Raw genomic sequence first — 15,127 nt, 5'->3', positions numbered from 1 at the left:
CTTTAAAAATTAATGTTGCTCAACAGGAATTTTTGGGAAAACTTCATATAGAAGAGATATGGGCTGTCGGCTCTATCCCCAGACCAAAGTTTCCTATTCTCGTAAATCCAAAAGACTTATGACAGATTCAAACCGCCCACAAATGCCTCCTCCACCTGGTTCTCGCCCCCTTCCTCCCGGAGGAGTGCCGCCCGCTGCCAGGAGAGTGCCACCCGCACAAGCAACTCCCGGAGCAGCACAGCGGTATACAGATGAAACCATGCCCTTGCCTCCCAGTGCCAGGACTCCCGGAGTACCACCAACCAACCCAGGAGTACCTCCTCGCACCCCAGGCGCAGGGACAACACAAACAGTGGCGCGGATGCAGGGTGCCGGGGCAACACAAGCAACACAACCACTATCATCAGCACCAACACAAACAGTCCCCCCTGGAGCACCTCCCAGAGTGCCGCAAACCCCGCCGCCATCAATGGCACCGCCACCAGCGGCACCATCAGCACAGATGGCAACACAAACAGTACCAGTTTCAGCTCGACCACCAGAAATTTCTCACTCAGCCACAGGGCGACTCACTCTACTGGAAATAGTTAAAAAAGCCTTTGATGACGGGATTTCTGACATTCACGTTGGCGTAGGCGAATCACCACGCTACCGGAAACGCGGCGACATCATCACCACAGATTGGCCCGTCACTGACGAAGCCACATTCATGAGTTGGCTACAAGAAGTACTTACTGACGACGACATTCGCAAATTTGAAGAAACCCTAGACTTTGACGGAGTTACCCAATACGAATTCTCTCGTGCCCGGATTAACGTTTTCGGCTCAATGAAAGGACCAGCAATGGTCATGCGTTTGATTCCCAACAACATCTTATCTATGGAGCAATTAAACTTGCCTCCAGTATTCAAAGATGTCTGCCACTATCACAAAGGCTTCATCTTAGTCACAGGGCCAACAGGTTCCGGTAAATCTACCACAATGGCCGCAATGGTAGATTACATGAACAAGAATATGGCAAGGCATATCATCAGTATTGAAGACCCGATCGAATTCGTACATACCAGTCGTAAGAGCTTAATTAAACACCGGGAAGTAGGAATACACACCAAGAAATTCGACAATGCCCTAAAAGCAGCTTTGCGGGAAGACCCAGATTTGATTATCGTCGGTGAAATGCGCGATAAAGAAACAGTTAACACCGCCCTCAAAGCAGCACAAACAGGTCACTTGGTTATGGGAACATTGCACACCAATAGTGCAGTGAAAACCATTGAACGGATACTTAACCTTTACAGTGCCGAAGAACAACAATCAATGAAAGTTGCTTTGGCAGAATCTTTAGTTGCAATTATCGCTCAGGGATTGTGCAAAACTACAGACGGCAAACGTGCTGCCTATCACGATATCCTGATCAATACCGACGCGATTAAAGAGTACATTATTCAAGGTAAGTACGAAGAAATTACTGGCATCATGCTGAAGTCCAAATTCGACGGAATGCAAACTATGAACCAAGCACTATTAGCTTTGTATCAAGAAGGTAGAATTACCGAAGAAGAAGCTTTGGAAAAATCACCCACTCCTAACGAAATGGCTCAATTCCTCCGAGGTCGTGTTTAGCACTAAAATTAGAAAGGCAAAAGTAATGATAAATTTCTATTCTTTTGCCTTTAGTTTTTCTCTTTCTGCCCTTTCTGAATAGTTGCCTTGAACCAAAATCATCCTCAGTTGCCGGAACTTTTTAAAGGTATTGCACTGTTTACTCCAGGTGGAGATCTCATTTATTGTATTGACCCCAATAAACAAGGTCGATGGCATTTAGATTTATGTGCTGGTTTACAGGAAATGCTCGGACTGTCAGAACCTCCACATTTTTTAGTACCTTGCTACACTGCTACTATTGATAAATGGTTAGACCCGCGCTCTCAAGAATTACGAATTTCTGCGGAAGCCTATCCTTTAGTTAGGCGACATCAAGCATTGCTAAATGCGGTCTTTGGCATTGATAATTTAGTTTGGCAAGTTGCACCTTGGCAAGAAGGACTTTGTGACTCAATTGTTTTGGCTACTTATCGCGAACAATTTCCCCAACTTTGGGAAGAAAATGATTTAGTAGTGCGGTTTGAAAAGAATGGTTTAATTAATTATTTCCTTCCACAAAACGATGAGTCTAGTCTTTTACCTCCAGAATCTCAAGGTTATGTGTTGCGTTTGTTTGTGTCGAATTACAGTGTGGCAACAGAAAGAATTCTGCAAAATTTATATAAGTTATTAGAAGAATCTCTTAATTGTCCCTATACATTAAAAGTAATTGATGTTTTTAAACATCCAGAACAAGCAGAAGCCGACCAAGTTTCTGCTACACCGACTTTGGTAAAAGTATGGCCTAAACCTATTAAAAGAATTGTTGGTGAAATAGAAGATATGAATAAAATTTTAAGGTTGTTGTTGCCTCCAGATGTTTAGAAATAGTTCGTTGTAAGCACTTCAGTGCTTAACGACTTCAGTCGTTACAACAGACCTATACTATTGTTTTGGGAATGCAGACATCGGGGGCACATAAGTTGGGAAATTCCATAGTAGTTACTTTCAAGGTATCCAGTTCTACCCGCCGAATTACGTGATTATTTGTATCAGCAATAAATAATAGAAAACCTGCTGCACTTAAACCACTGGGTTCAAAAAATCGAGAGTTTTTTCCTTGACCATCTTGATGTCCGGGTATTCCATCTCCTAACATAGTTTGGCATTTGCCTATGTGAGGGTCTACACGCTTAATTTTGTGATTGTAAGTATCTGCTATCCAAAGATAATCTGGGATATATTTTACTCCCAAACAATGTTGCAATCTGACTTCAGAAGCAATGCCATCTACATCACCAAATCCAAATAATTCTCCACTACCACAGACTGTACGTACTTCTTGTAAATCAGCTAAACCAACAGCCCGAATTGAACTAATTTCGCTATCAGCAATATATAATTCTCTGCGATCGCTGGTAATTCCACTTGGTTGGGCAAAGGCTGAGTTACTTAGAGAACCATCTACGCAACCTTCTGCACCTGTTCCAGCATAAGTACGAATTATATTTGTTTCTAGTTCCATTTCCCAGATTTGGTGCGGCCCTGCCATAGCAATATAGATGCTGTTACCGATTTTTTCCAAATCCCAAGGGGAATTAAGGGCTGTTTCTAAAGCTTGTCCACTGTGAGGACGGATGTAATGACCTTGTTCGCCTGTTCCGGCAATGGTTTTTACTTGTTGATTTTTTAGGTCTATCTGGCGTAAAGTATGATTTTCTGTGTCGGCAATGTAGAGAATTTGTTGTTCTTCATCTAATGCCATTCCTTGGGGGGCAAAAAATTGTGCTTGTGTAAAATCACCATCTGTTAAGCCTGATTTTCCATTACCAATTATGTGTAATAGTTCGCCTTCTAAGGTGCTAATAATAATCCGATGATGTCCTGTATCAGCAATAAATAGTCGATTTCCTTCTCCGTCAGCTAGTACTTTTCCGGGAAAGGCTAATGGTGTATTTAATGGGGTTTTTTGTTTTTCTAAATTAGTTGAGAATTCTTGAAAATTGAGGGTTCCATGTTCTTGATGTGCTTGAATAATTTGGGAAATTAAATCGTCTAAAGCGTCGCGGTTGCCTTCTCCAGATGCACTACTTACACAATAAGTTTCGGGATCGATTATGACTAGAGTGGGCCAAGCACGCACGGCGTATTGTTGCCAAATTTGAAAGTTTTGATCTACTATTACTGGATGTTCGATGTCGTAACGAAGAATTGCTTGACGAATGTTTTCTATTTCTTGTTCGTTGTCGAATTTGGCGGAGTGAACGCCGATAACGGTAAGGGTATCTTTGTATTTCTGCTCTAAATATTTTAAGTCGGGCAAGACGTGCAAGCAGTTAATGCAGCAATATGTCCAAAAATCTAGAATTACTATTCGCCCTTTTAATTCTTTTAAGGATAAGGGACGATCGGTATTTAGCCAAGTAAAGTTTTGGGGTAATTCTGGCGCTCTAACGCGAGGTGCCATAGATTCTCCTTATGTAATGGCGATCGCATCCATGTTACTCCACTATTTAAGCCTACCACTCATCTGACCATCACGCTAATTGCAGAAAACAGGCATTAAAAAAGGAGTTGAACCTCTTTTGTTGATTCAACTCCCCTGATTAGGAAAAAATTTTGCTTCAGTAGCTAACTATTCCACAGAAACACTTGTTTGTGCTGTTTCCTCAGCGTTAACCGCAGAATCTGTATCTTCTACCTTTGTTTCTCCCACAGTTGCAGGACTTTCTTGCAAAATTTGTGCAGCCGATTCTAATTCTGGTATAGGGGTTTCTACTGCAATAATTGGCAAACTGGGTTGAGATTTCACTTTTTTATAACCTGGTAACTCGAAACGTTCCAACAGCTTTCTAAAATTCAACTTCTGTGGTTTGCTTATAGGTTGTGTCTCAGTTATTTCTGCTGGAGTTTTCTCTTCCCCAGTAGCTGTAGCTTCCACCTTGGTTTTCGCTAAAGTTTCTCCTGAAGGTGCTGATACTTCCTTAATTATTGGTACCGGGGAGAGGGTTTCCGTAACTTCAGGTACAGGTATAGATTCTACTTTTGCTTTAGTTTCTGGAATTGGTGTAACTTCCGGTTCAGGAGTTGGTGTTTCTGTAACTTCAGGTATAGATTCTACTTTTGCTTTAGTTTCTGGAATTGGTGTAACTTCCGGTTCAGGAGTTGGTGTTTCCTGAATTTCAGGTAGAACTTGCGGTTCTACTTCTTCAGTAATCGGAATTTCTTCTGCTTTGGTAGCTTCTGCTGGTGATGGTGTTTCTTTTACCGGAACTTCTGTTGGTGTTTCCGGTGTTGGTGTAACTGTTGCTTCGGGAGTTGGTATGGTTTCCGGTTCTCGTGGTTTAGGAGGAGTGTAGTTGCGATCGACTATCCCACGAGCATCAGCAACTGAAAGTTCACCTCGTACCAATTGCGAAAGTGTATCTGTGCCATTCGGTTCATAGCTCAACACTCGCACTGTACTGTTATACACATTTTCTAATGGCTTGCCCTGTTCGTCTAACAACTCCAATTTGATCCAGTTTTTCCCCGGTTTAAAGCCTTGGAGATAAATAGGTTGCCATTTATCAATAATGAAGCTTTTACCATTGACTGTGCAGCGAATTTTCCAATCAGCTATTTCATCATCAGGTTTTTTTTGCGCTACTGAATGTAAAGGCGCATTCGTGAGGTAAAAGTCCAGCATGATAGGTTCCGCACCGTAGCTACCTTGAGGACGGCTGTATGTTAGCAGGGGTTGGGTAGCATTGGGATTATTTTCCTCAGTTTTGGTAAAAATATGGAAAGTTGTTTGGGCGTATGCACCCTCGTTTTTAAAGCTTTCGTCCCAAGGACGAGAGGCGAAAACCCTAATGGTGTGAGTACCTGGGGCTAAGTCGGAAAAAACTAAGGGTTGAGTAAGGTCATAAACTGCTTGATAAGGTTGGTTGTCTAAAAAGACGTGCAGGTGTGGGCCTAAACCTAGTTCAGAATTCTTAAATATCGGTAAATCCGCCACCTGAAATTTTACAGTAACGCTATTGTCTTCTAAAATTTGATCTGCTTGGGGACTCAGTATGGTGACTTGGGGTTGGTAACTTTCTAATCCTTGGCGCAATTCTTGAAGAGTTTCGGGAGGAGAAACTTCGACAATGTTTTTTCCTATGGTTAACCCAGAATCAGATCTATATTTATCCTTCTCTTTTGTAAGGGGTTGATTGGCACAGCTTACTAAACTAAGAATTACTGCTGCTGCCAATAAGAAACTTAATAGCTGTTTTGCCTTTCCTGGTAGCCAATTTTGCATATACACCTTTTAATACTCCTAAACAACTAATAATAGACTTCTCAGTAAGCTATTTATTTGAGACTATAGCCCAAAACGGCTCAGAGCCTTACGGTTTAGGTATTAATCACTGATTAACCTAATAGTTAAACTTTACTAATTTTTGAGTTTTGTAAACTAAATCGCAACACCCCTTGACTTTTGACCAAGAGTTATAAGGTAAAAGCTAGTAGGTGTCTATGCTCTAGGATATTTGAATTATTGTTAACTACTTTTAAAAAGAATGGGAACCTAGTCCTATAATTCATCAAAAGGAACTACCCCCTGCCAAACACAGGCCAGCCACAAGCTAAAAGTACTGATTTGGTAAAATTTTTCCCAAAGTTGGGGTACCCTGGAAGACCAAAAGCTAAGTAATTTCTCCAAAATGGGAAAAAGCTTAGTTTGAAGGTGAAAAAAACTGCGGTAGTGCAATCCGTGGTTAAAGCTCGTGGAGTCCGACGGTGCGCCGGGACAAAGAAGCGAGAAACCCTAACTAAACCTGCAAGGGTAAAGAAGGGTAGCACAACACCTAACAAAACCTCAAGATAAATTCAAACGGGGTAAACCTCGTGCCTTAGTTAAAGAGAGAGGAGAGTCTTCATGACGATAAGTCCTCCAGAGCGAGAGGCAAAGGTAAGGGTGGTAGTTGATAATGATCCGGTGCCTACTTCGTTTGAGAAGTGGTCTCAGCCTGGACATTTCGATCGCACCTTATCCAAAGGGCCAAAAACCACAACCTGGATTTGGAACCTACACGCTAACGCCCATGACTTTGATAGTCATACCAGTGACCTAGAAGATGTTTCTCGGAAAATCTTCAGCGCTCATTTCGGTCACTTGGCAGTTATTTTTGTCTGGTTAAGCGGCATGTATTTTCATGGCGCTAAATTCTCCAACTACGAAGCTTGGTTAGCCAACCCCACTGGCATTAAACCCAGTGCTCAGGTGGTTTGGCCGATCGTAGGTCAGGAAATTTTAAATGCCGATGTAGGCGGCGGTTTCCACGGGATTCAGATTACCTCTGGATTCTTCTATATCTGGCGGGCTGCTGGCTTTACCAATAGCTTCCAGTTATACTGCACCGCAATTGGTGGGCTAGTAATGGCAGCTTTGATGCTATTTGCTGGCTGGTTCCACTATCACAAACGCGCTCCCAAACTGGAATGGTTCCAGAATGCGGAGTCGATGATGAACCACCACCTGTCAGTGTTGCTGGGTTGTGGCTCTTTGGGTTGGGCTGGACACCAAATTCACGTTTCTCTGCCAATCAACAAACTCTTAGATGCTGGGGTAGCTCCAAAAGATATTCCCCTGCCTCAAGAGTTCATCCTGAATAAGGACTTGATGACAGAGTTGTATCCTAGCTTTGCCCAAGGTTTAGCTCCATTCTTTACCTTGAACTGGGGAGTTTATTCGGACTTCCTGACCTTCAAAGGTGGTCTGAACCCCGTAACAGGCGGCTTGTGGTTGTCTGACTCAGCACATCACCACTTAGCGATCGCAGTTCTGTTCATCATCGCTGGCCATATGTACCGGACAAACTGGGGCATTGGTCACAGCATGAAGGAAATTCTGGAGAACCACAAAGGTCCCTTCACTGGCGAAGGTCACAAGGGATTGTATGAAGTTCTGACAACTTCCTGGCACGCGCAATTGGCGATTAACTTAGCCATGATGGGCTCACTCTCCATCATCGTCGCGCAGCATATGTATTCGATGCCTCCCTATCCATACTTGGCAACGGACTATGCTACGCAGTTGTCAATCTTCACACACCATATGTGGATTGGCGGCTTCTTAATCGTTGGCGGTGCTGCTCATGGCGCTATCTTCATGGTGCGCGACTATGATCCTGCAGTGAATCAGAACAACCTGCTCGATCGCGTAATCCGTCATCGGGACGCAATTATTTCCCACTTGAACTGGGTATGTATGTTCTTGGGCTTCCATAGCTTTGGTTTGTACGTCCATAACGACACCATGCGTGCGTTTGGTCGTCCCCAAGACACTTTCTCTGATACTGGCATTCAACTACAACCAGTATTCGCTCAGTGGGTACAAAATATTCACACTTTGGCTCCAGGCGGTACCGCTCCTAATGCGTTACAACCTGCTAGCTATGCCTTCGGCGGCGGTGCCGTTGCCGTAGGTGGCAAAGTGGCAATGATGCCAATTGCTTTGGGTACGGCAGACTTCTTGGTACACCATATCCATGCGTTTACCATCCACGTCACCGTGCTGATCCTGCTTAAGGGCGTACTGTTCGCCCGTAGCTCTCGTCTGATTCCAGACAAGGCAAACTTAGGCTTCCGTTTCCCCTGCGACGGCCCTGGTCGTGGCGGCACCTGCCAAGTATCTGGTTGGGACCACGTATTCTTGGGACTGTTCTGGATGTATAACAGCATCTCGGTTGTGATCTTCCACTTCAGCTGGAAAATGCAATCAGATGTTTGGGGTACTGTGGCACCCGATGGCACAGTTTCTCACATCACAGGTGGTAACTTTGCTCAAAGCGCGGTTACAATCAACGGTTGGTTGCGCGATTTCTTGTGGGCGCAAGCCTCTCAAGTGATTAACTCCTACGGCTCTGCGCTATCAGCTTACGGCTTACTGTTCTTAGGCGCTCACTTTGTTTGGGCATTCAGCCTAATGTTCCTATTCAGTGGTCGTGGCTACTGGCAAGAGTTGATCGAATCGATTGTTTGGGCACACAATAAACTGAAAGTGGCTCCTTCGATTCAGCCTCGCGCTCTGAGTATTATTCAGGGCCGTGCAGTAGGGGTAGCTCACTACCTCTTGGGAGGAATTGTCACTACATGGGCATTCTTCCTAGCTCGATCGCTGTCTTTAGGATAAGAAAGAGCGCGGAAAAAGCTTCTGGGTTTTGAGTTACCAAGTTTTGAACTTTCCTCAAAATTCAGATATTCAGAACCCAGAAGCTCAGTACGTCGTTGATGATTTAAGCAAGATCCAGCATTCATCAAGGCTTATGGCAACAAAATTCCCTAAATTTAGCCAAGACCTTGCTCAAGACCCGACTACTCGTCGGATTTGGTACGGGATTGCTACAGCACACGACTTTGAAAGCCATGATGGCATGACGGAGGAAAATCTTTATCAAAAGATCTTCGCCTCCCATTTCGGTCACATCGCAATCATTTTCCTGTGGACTTCCGGTAACCTGTTCCACGTCGCTTGGCAAGGCAACTTTGAACAGTGGATAAAAGATCCGCTAAACATCCGTCCCATTGCTCACGCGATTTGGGACCCGCAATTCGGTAAACCAGCTGTTGAAGCTTTCACCCAAGCTGGTGCTAACTATCCAGTAAATATTTCCTACTCAGGTGTTTATCACTGGTGGTACACCATCGGGATGCGGACAAACGGCGACCTGTACCAAGGTGCGTTGTTCTTACTGCTGCTGTCAGCAATCTTCCTGTTCGCAGGTTGGTTGCACTTACAGCCTAAGTTCCGCCCCAGCTTGTCTTGGTTCAAAAACGCTGAATCTCGTCTGAATCACCACTTGGCTGGTCTGTTCGGTGTGAGCTCTCTAGCTTGGGCTGGTCACTTGATCCACGTTGCCATCCCCGAAGCTCGCGGACAGCACGTAGGTTGGGATAATTTCCTGAGTATCAAGCCTCACCCAGCTGGTCTACTACCCTTTTTCACTGGAAATTGGGGAGTTTACGCAGAAAACCCCGATACTGCTGGTCATGTATTTGGTACAGCTACAGGTTCAGGTAGCGCAATTTTGACCTTCTTGGGTGGTTTCCATCCACAGACTCAATCTCTGTGGTTGACAGATATTGCACATCACCATTTGGCGATCGCAGTTCTGTTTATCGTCGCTGGTCATATGTACCGGACGAACTTCGGGATTGGTCACAGTATCAAGGAAATGATGAATGCCAAGGATTTCTTTGGCACGAAAGTTGAAGGACCGTTTAACTTGCCTCACCAAGGCATTTACGACACCTACAACAACTCCTTGCACTTCCAGTTGGGTTGGCACCTAGCTTGCTTGGGTGTAATCACCTCCTTGGTGGCTCAACATATGTACTCGATGCCTCCCTACGCTTTCATAGCGCAGGACTACACAACCCAAGCAGCGCTGTACACCCACCACCAGTACATTGCCGGTTTTATCATGGTCGGTGCTTTCGCCCACGGAGCAATCTTCTGGGTGCGCGACTATGACCCTGAGCAAAACAAAGGCAACGTATTGGATCGCGTGTTGCAACACAAAGAAGCCATCATTTCTCACTTGAGCTGGGTTTCTCTGTTCCTGGGCTTCCACACGCTGGGCTTGTACGTCCACAACGATGTGGTAGTTGCTTTCGGAACTCCTGAAAAGCAAATATTGATCGAACCCGTATTCGCTCAGTTCGTTCAATCTGCTAACGGTAAGGTGCTATACGGTATGCAAACCTTGCTGTCCAACCCAGATAGCATTGCTTCTACAGCTTGGCCTAACCACGGCAACGTTTGGTTACCTGGCTGGTTGGATGCAATCAACGCTGGCACCAACTCTCTATTCTTAACAATTGGCCCTGGCGACTTCTTGGTTCACCATGCAATCGCTCTCGGCTTGCACACCACCACCTTGATCTTGGTTAAAGGTGCGTTGGATGCACGCGGATCTAAGCTGATGCCCGACAAGAAAGACTTCGGCTATGCCTTCCCTTGCGATGGCCCTGGTCGTGGCGGTACTTGCGACATCTCTGCTTGGGACTCTTTCTACCTCGCTATGTTCTGGATGCTGAACACCATTGGTTGGGTAACCTTCTACTGGCACTGGAAGCATCTGGGTATTTGGCAAGGCAACGTAGCTCAGTTCAATGAGTCTTCTACTTACCTCATGGGCTGGTTCCGTGACTACCTCTGGCTGAACTCCGCTCAGTTGATCAACGGGTACAACCCCTACGGCATGAACAACCTGTCTATTTGGGCTTGGATGTTCCTCTTCGGACACCTAGTTTGGGCGACTGGTTTTATGTTCCTGATTAGCTGGCGCGGTTACTGGCAAGAGTTGATCGAAACCTTAGTTTGGGCTCACGAACGTACTCCTCTAGCGAACTTAGTTCGTTGGAAAGACAAGCCAGTTGCTCTGTCGATCGTTCAAGCTCGTTTGGTTGGTTTAACTCACTTCGCTGTGGGTTACGTCCTCACCTACGCAGCCTTCGTAATTGCCTCTACTGCTGGTAAGTTCGGTTGATGAGAGTTAACTGAAATCACCTCGTAGTTAGGTAATTAATAAATCCCCTGCCCTTTGGGTGGGGGATTTTTGCTAGATATTTTGTTCAGTGTCAATTAATAATGTCCAAATCTAAAAAGAAGCAACTTACTGACAGTTTGACAAGTTGGCAGATTAACTTTTCTCTTCCTATCGTTTGTCTAACAGATGAAGAAGATATAGTACCACTTGATGACAGGATTACCAATTTATGAAGCTGCTCTTGAGGCAAAACTTGAGCGGATTTGGGTATTTCTGATCGCAGCCAAAAAAGCGGAAGCAGAAAAAGCTATTGAACAAGCTCTTTTACAGTCCAAACTCAATCAAAGAGTACTAGAACCTTTAGAAAATCCAGAGATTACAAAGTTTTTGAATTTTATTAACGATCCCAAAGCTAATATTACTTCCATACCTGGAATTAAAGGATACGCAAAACAAATTAGAAACGACGGATTTTACTCTTCTATAGAAGATATGCAGAAACAGCTAGGCGTAGGCTCTAAAAAAATTTTAAATTGGGTAAGAGCATATAAGCAACTGAAAGTTTAAGAAATAGGACGGGTAATCAAGAATGCCTATTCCTTACTCACTGATACAGGATAAGCAAATTTCAAAAAGTAGTGATTAATTGGGTTTTAGTTTTAGCGATCGCACTAAGTTTCCTCACTGGAGTCAATCAAAAATTTAGATTAATTTCGCCAAGTCTAATCGATTCAAATAAATCAATGTCATTTTCAGTAAATGCACAAATATCAAAATAATGAACCACAGGGGTGCCACTTTTTTTGCGATTTGAGGCTAGATAACTTGTCAGGTCGAGAAAGCGATCGTATTCTTGATGAGACAAACTAATTAAATAGTTGCCATAGTTATCATAAACCATAAAATATTCATACCCGATATCAAATAAATTTTGAATTGTTGCTAGTCCAGCTTCTTCTCCCTGATTTTGGAAACTAATATCATACTCAAAATATATTACAGGAGCCAGCCCTTCGATCGCTTCAAGAGAGGTTTCAATAATGTAAAAATCAAAACCATCAGTATCAATTTTTAAGAGTTTAGCATTTTTAAAGATAGGATAATCAGAAAGAATTAATTCAAGACTCTTTGTAGGAACAACTGTTGTACCTTCCCGATCGATCGCTTGAACAATTGATGCAGTTCCGCCACTACTAAACAACCGATCTAAGTTAACTAATTCTCCATCCTTACCAACAAAGCATTCAGCAATTTCAACTCCACCTATTCTGAAAGCATTTTGTTTAAGATATTCCAGAAAATTAGGATTACCTTCAATACACAATACCGGGATATCTGAATATTGTTTAATTAAAGCTGCACTATCTCCTACATTTGCCCCTATATCTATAGCTGAGGATTCAGGGTACTTTTGAAAAATAGCTTGAGCAATGTATCCCAAAGCTGTATCATATCTCAACCAGGTAGATTGATAACTATCTAGTAAATGGTCAGAGGGCAAAATAATATGGTAACGACCTATCTGGTATTCCTTTGACATCATATTTTTTGCACTCTCTCATTTAATTTCTACTTTTATCCTAATTTTATAGATATCAGAATTCAACTATAGATTTAGGGAGCTCCCCTACTCCTCTAAAATCTCCACCAAATCCTCAATCATCACATCAAAAGTTCGCGCTAACTTATGCACTGCCGTATAATCAACCATAGCTAATTCAGAACGACGAGCATAACTTTTAACAGTGTTGTACACTACTCCAGAGCGATCGGCAACTTCCTTAAGTGTCCACCCTTTCTCCGCCGCTAGTTCCCGAATTCTTAGTCTCACTAGACCCATGCTTGACTAATGGTGCAATTACACCTTATAATAAATAATTACTAATGTAAAAGCAATCGCCCCCGTAGTCTGACAAACAAAAAGGGCGATCGCAAAAAAGACCCAAAAAAATAGAGTCAAATATATGTTATCAACATCAAAGCTAGAATTGCAAAGTTTTGAGATTATTTCATCAATCAAAATCTCAGAATCAAAAATTGTCCACAAATCGCCAACCCTGCATCCCTTAGCAAGGTTCGTCACCGAAGCAGCAGCGGCGCTACTATTCAAGATTTCCGTCGAGGAAATCTACAAAATTACTTGCTTGCGGTATGTTGTCCACGTTCACGGCAAAGGAGTCAGCAGATTTGTCAGTTATGCCGACTTTCCCCCCATTTTATCCGTAAACCTGCCCACAGCATTAGATTTTTACTTTTGGCATAAACGCTGGAAAAAGAAACCAGCCCAAGAATTCTGGCAAAAATTCTATACCTATCAGTTAAAAACAACACTTTCACTAGAAAAATTATTTCAATGGCATAACTTAATCAACTTACTTAAAACCCTATTTTCTCAGACAGTATTAGAGAACCTGAGAGAAACTTACACAGAACAAAAAACTTTAATTTTATCGTCTTCACTGGCTAGAAATAAAAAATAAAGCCCGAATTCCAGCACTGCCAATTTCTATTGCCAAAGCAGCCAACAAAAAGCCTAAAATTTGAGTAATAATTATCGCCCCTTCCGCACCTAATAAATGGTCAACGCGAGTAGATTGCCTGACAATTACCCAAGAGATAAACATCGCAGAAACTATTCCCAAAGCAACACTTAAACCTGCTTCAGGAGATTCCGACATTAACACCATGACCGCTGAAAGTGTACCAGGCCCCGCCAACAAAGGAAAAGCCAAAGGAGTAATTGCGATATCTCGTTCTGCTTCCACAATTGGTTCATCCATTTTCCCTTCCAACATTTGCAAAGCAATTAACAGCAATAACAGACCTCCAGCTACTTGCAAAGAACCCATACTAATGTGTAAATAATTGAGAACTGTTTGTCCAACCAGAGCAAACAAAAGTAGCACCCCTGTAGCAAACAAAGCTGCCTTATTAAACACTTTATTTTTTTGTTCGGGTTCCATTCCTTTCGTTAAAATCAAAAAAACAGGTGCATTTCCCAAAGCATCAGCTAAAACAAACACTGCTACAAAAGATTTAACAAAGGTAGAAATATCAATAATCGAAATATCAATAACCATAGATACAAAAGTAACAACTACCTAAAGGGTAAAAAATCCCTTACCGTTTGGCAAGGGATTTTTAGGAATTGGAGTGATATTTCGAGTCTGCTTTCAGACAGAACTAGAATTAAGCTTCGCTCTCAATGTAGATAAACAACAGACCCATTACTATGGCAGGTAAAAGCCAGGTAATGATGGGGATGAGAATCCAAGGCAAGAAAGAAGCTGCGTATGAACCTGTCATTTCAGAATCTCCAAAAAGGTTAAAGTGATTTTTGCCAAATTGATTATCTGACCATGTTACTGACCAGAGATTAAAAAATCTCCGTCAGTTCACCAGAGACAGAGGATTAGTGATGGACTACACCACGGAAAATAGCGTCTACAACGTTGAAGTTTTCCAAGAGGAAAAAGGCAACGAAAGCGCCACCCATTGCACCAACAAAGAAACCAGCAGTCAACTGACTCCAACCTTCAGCGGTTTTAAGTGGCTCAGGAGCTTGAGGATTCTTGCTAGGAATAGTGCTGGCATTTTCTTGGAAAGAAGCTAGTCCATAAACAGACATACAAGCAGTAGCGATGAGAATCAACGCCAAGCCAGAGATTAATCCGCCTAAGTTAGCAGCTTCGCCATAATCACGTAATGGCCCAAACTTAATCCAAGGGCCAATGATGAAGTAGCCGTGAGCCATGCCAATCTCTAGACCTCGGAGGATAGGAGATAAGCCTTTGCGGTAGGCTGGCAAATTGCCGATGAAAGTTTTGGTAAAAGCGGAATCGCTGATGGGGGTGGACAAGTGACCTATAAAAGGATCACCATTATAGGCTTTAACGACCTCTGCATCTCTAGGATCGGCCATACTTAATATTCCTCTTTGTTTGTTTGGAAATCTACAGAAGAACTTAAGCTCATATTCTAAGCAAATGCAGGTTATTTCATTACATAATGAGCACTC

Annotated in this window: 13 protein-coding genes; 6 read left to right on the top strand and 7 right to left on the bottom strand. The window is 43.1% G+C overall.

What is annotated here, in order from left to right; translation table 11 throughout:
- Positions 1 to 361: 361 nt before the first annotated feature.
- Positions 362 to 1,624, top strand: coding sequence for a type IV pilus twitching motility protein PilT (locus IQ264_RS17135; RefSeq protein WP_322744724.1), 1,263 nt, complete (start codon positions 362 to 364; stop codon positions 1,622 to 1,624).
- An 87-nt stretch (positions 1,625 to 1,711) separates the two neighbouring features.
- Positions 1,712 to 2,470, top strand: a complete 759-nt coding sequence (locus tag IQ264_RS17130) for a circadian clock KaiB family protein (protein WP_193982010.1) — start codon at positions 1,712 to 1,714, stop codon at positions 2,468 to 2,470.
- A 55-nt stretch (positions 2,471 to 2,525) separates the two neighbouring features.
- Here IQ264_RS17130 and IQ264_RS17125 read toward each other — a convergent pair whose 3' ends face one another.
- The gene (locus tag IQ264_RS17125) at positions 2,526 to 4,052 is read right to left on the bottom strand and encodes a thioredoxin-like domain-containing protein (protein ID WP_193982009.1); all 1,527 of its coding nucleotides are present in this window, start codon (positions 4,050 to 4,052) and stop codon (positions 2,526 to 2,528) included.
- A 168-nt stretch (positions 4,053 to 4,220) separates the two neighbouring features.
- Positions 4,221 to 5,873 carry a hypothetical protein gene (locus IQ264_RS17120; RefSeq protein WP_228061608.1) on the bottom strand — a complete coding sequence of 551 codons (1,653 nt, stop codon included), beginning with the start codon at positions 5,871 to 5,873 and terminating at the stop codon, positions 4,221 to 4,223.
- 621 nt (positions 5,874 to 6,494) lie between these two features.
- Between IQ264_RS17120 and psaA the strand changes: the two genes are divergently transcribed.
- From psaA to IQ264_RS17105, 3 genes are all read left to right on the top strand, one after another.
- On the top strand, positions 6,495 to 8,750 hold the full coding sequence (psaA, locus tag IQ264_RS17115; RefSeq protein WP_193982007.1) for a photosystem I core protein PsaA: 2,256 nt from the start codon (positions 6,495 to 6,497) through the stop codon (positions 8,748 to 8,750).
- A 133-nt stretch (positions 8,751 to 8,883) separates the two neighbouring features.
- Complete coding sequence (gene psaB, locus IQ264_RS17110) at positions 8,884 to 11,109, top strand: photosystem I core protein PsaB (RefSeq protein ID WP_193982014.1); 2,226 nt, start codon at positions 8,884 to 8,886, stop codon at positions 11,107 to 11,109.
- A 210-nt stretch (positions 11,110 to 11,319) separates the two neighbouring features.
- Positions 11,320 to 11,676, top strand: coding sequence for a hypothetical protein (locus tag IQ264_RS17105; RefSeq protein WP_193982006.1), 357 nt, complete (start codon positions 11,320 to 11,322; stop codon positions 11,674 to 11,676).
- 127 nt (positions 11,677 to 11,803) lie between these two features.
- Here the strand turns inward: IQ264_RS17105 and IQ264_RS17100 are convergent, their stop codons facing one another.
- Both IQ264_RS17100 and IQ264_RS17095 read right to left on the bottom strand, forming a co-directional pair.
- On the bottom strand, positions 11,804 to 12,652 hold the full coding sequence (locus IQ264_RS17100; protein WP_193982005.1) for an FkbM family methyltransferase: 849 nt from the start codon (positions 12,650 to 12,652) through the stop codon (positions 11,804 to 11,806).
- A gap of 84 nt (positions 12,653 to 12,736) precedes the next feature.
- Positions 12,737 to 12,949 carry a helix-turn-helix domain-containing protein gene (locus tag IQ264_RS17095; protein WP_193982004.1) on the bottom strand — a complete coding sequence of 71 codons (213 nt, stop codon included), beginning with the start codon at positions 12,947 to 12,949 and terminating at the stop codon, positions 12,737 to 12,739.
- A gap of 124 nt (positions 12,950 to 13,073) precedes the next feature.
- On the opposite strand from IQ264_RS17095, the gene IQ264_RS17090 reads away from it, so the two are divergent.
- Positions 13,074 to 13,589 (top strand): hypothetical protein, encoded by a 516-nt coding sequence (locus IQ264_RS17090; RefSeq protein WP_193982003.1) that lies wholly within the window; start codon positions 13,074 to 13,076, stop codon positions 13,587 to 13,589.
- Here IQ264_RS17090 and IQ264_RS17085 read toward each other — a convergent pair.
- The 3 genes from IQ264_RS17085 to IQ264_RS17075 all read right to left on the bottom strand — a co-directional run bounded on the left by IQ264_RS17085 (position 13,566) and on the right by IQ264_RS17075 (position 15,031).
- A complete protein-coding gene (locus IQ264_RS17085) occupies positions 13,566 to 14,189 on the bottom strand; it encodes a MarC family protein (protein ID WP_228061606.1) in 624 nt (207 codons plus the stop codon). The genes IQ264_RS17090 and IQ264_RS17085 overlap by 24 nt on opposite strands.
- Before the next feature lie 109 nt (positions 14,190 to 14,298).
- A complete protein-coding gene (locus tag IQ264_RS17080) occupies positions 14,299 to 14,415 on the bottom strand; it encodes a photosystem I reaction center subunit VIII (RefSeq protein WP_193982002.1) in 117 nt (38 codons plus the stop codon).
- Between the two features lie 106 nt (positions 14,416 to 14,521).
- Positions 14,522 to 15,031, bottom strand: coding sequence for a photosystem I reaction center protein subunit XI (locus tag IQ264_RS17075; RefSeq protein WP_193982001.1), 510 nt, complete (start codon positions 15,029 to 15,031; stop codon positions 14,522 to 14,524).
- Positions 15,032 to 15,127 lie beyond the last annotated feature (96 nt).

Source organism: [Phormidium] sp. LEGE 05292 (assembly GCF_015207735.1).
GTDB lineage: Bacteria > Cyanobacteriota > Cyanobacteriia > Cyanobacteriales > Aerosakkonemataceae > Floridanema.
The sequence above is the reverse complement of the archived record's forward strand: the minus strand, read 5'-3'. Positions and strand labels throughout refer to the sequence as shown.

Coding starts and splice junctions, on each gene's coding strand:
- IQ264_RS17135 (WP_322744724.1), top strand. CDS start 362: ATGCAGGGTGCCGGGGCAACACAAGCAACACAACCACTATCATCAGCA.
- psaB (WP_193982014.1), top strand. CDS start 8,884: ATGGCAACAAAATTCCCTAAATTTAGCCAAGACCTTGCTCAAGACCCG.
- IQ264_RS17100 (WP_193982005.1), bottom strand. CDS start 12,652: ATGATGTCAAAGGAATACCAGATAGGTCGTTACCATATTATTTTGCCC.
- IQ264_RS17095 (WP_193982004.1), bottom strand. CDS start 12,949: ATGGGTCTAGTGAGACTAAGAATTCGGGAACTAGCGGCGGAGAAAGGG.
- IQ264_RS17090 (WP_193982003.1), top strand. CDS start 13,074: ATGTTATCAACATCAAAGCTAGAATTGCAAAGTTTTGAGATTATTTCA.
- IQ264_RS17105 (WP_193982006.1), top strand. CDS start 11,320: ATGACAGGATTACCAATTTATGAAGCTGCTCTTGAGGCAAAACTTGAG.
- IQ264_RS17080 (WP_193982002.1), bottom strand. CDS start 14,415: ATGACAGGTTCATACGCAGCTTCTTTCTTGCCTTGGATTCTCATCCCC.
- IQ264_RS17085 (WP_228061606.1), bottom strand. CDS start 14,189: ATGGTTATTGATATTTCGATTATTGATATTTCTACCTTTGTTAAATCT.
- IQ264_RS17075 (WP_193982001.1), bottom strand. CDS start 15,031: ATGGCCGATCCTAGAGATGCAGAGGTCGTTAAAGCCTATAATGGTGAT.
- psaA (WP_193982007.1), top strand. CDS start 6,495: ATGACGATAAGTCCTCCAGAGCGAGAGGCAAAGGTAAGGGTGGTAGTT.
- IQ264_RS17120 (WP_228061608.1), bottom strand. CDS start 5,873: ATGCAAAATTGGCTACCAGGAAAGGCAAAACAGCTATTAAGTTTCTTA.
- IQ264_RS17125 (WP_193982009.1), bottom strand. CDS start 4,052: ATGGCACCTCGCGTTAGAGCGCCAGAATTACCCCAAAACTTTACTTGG.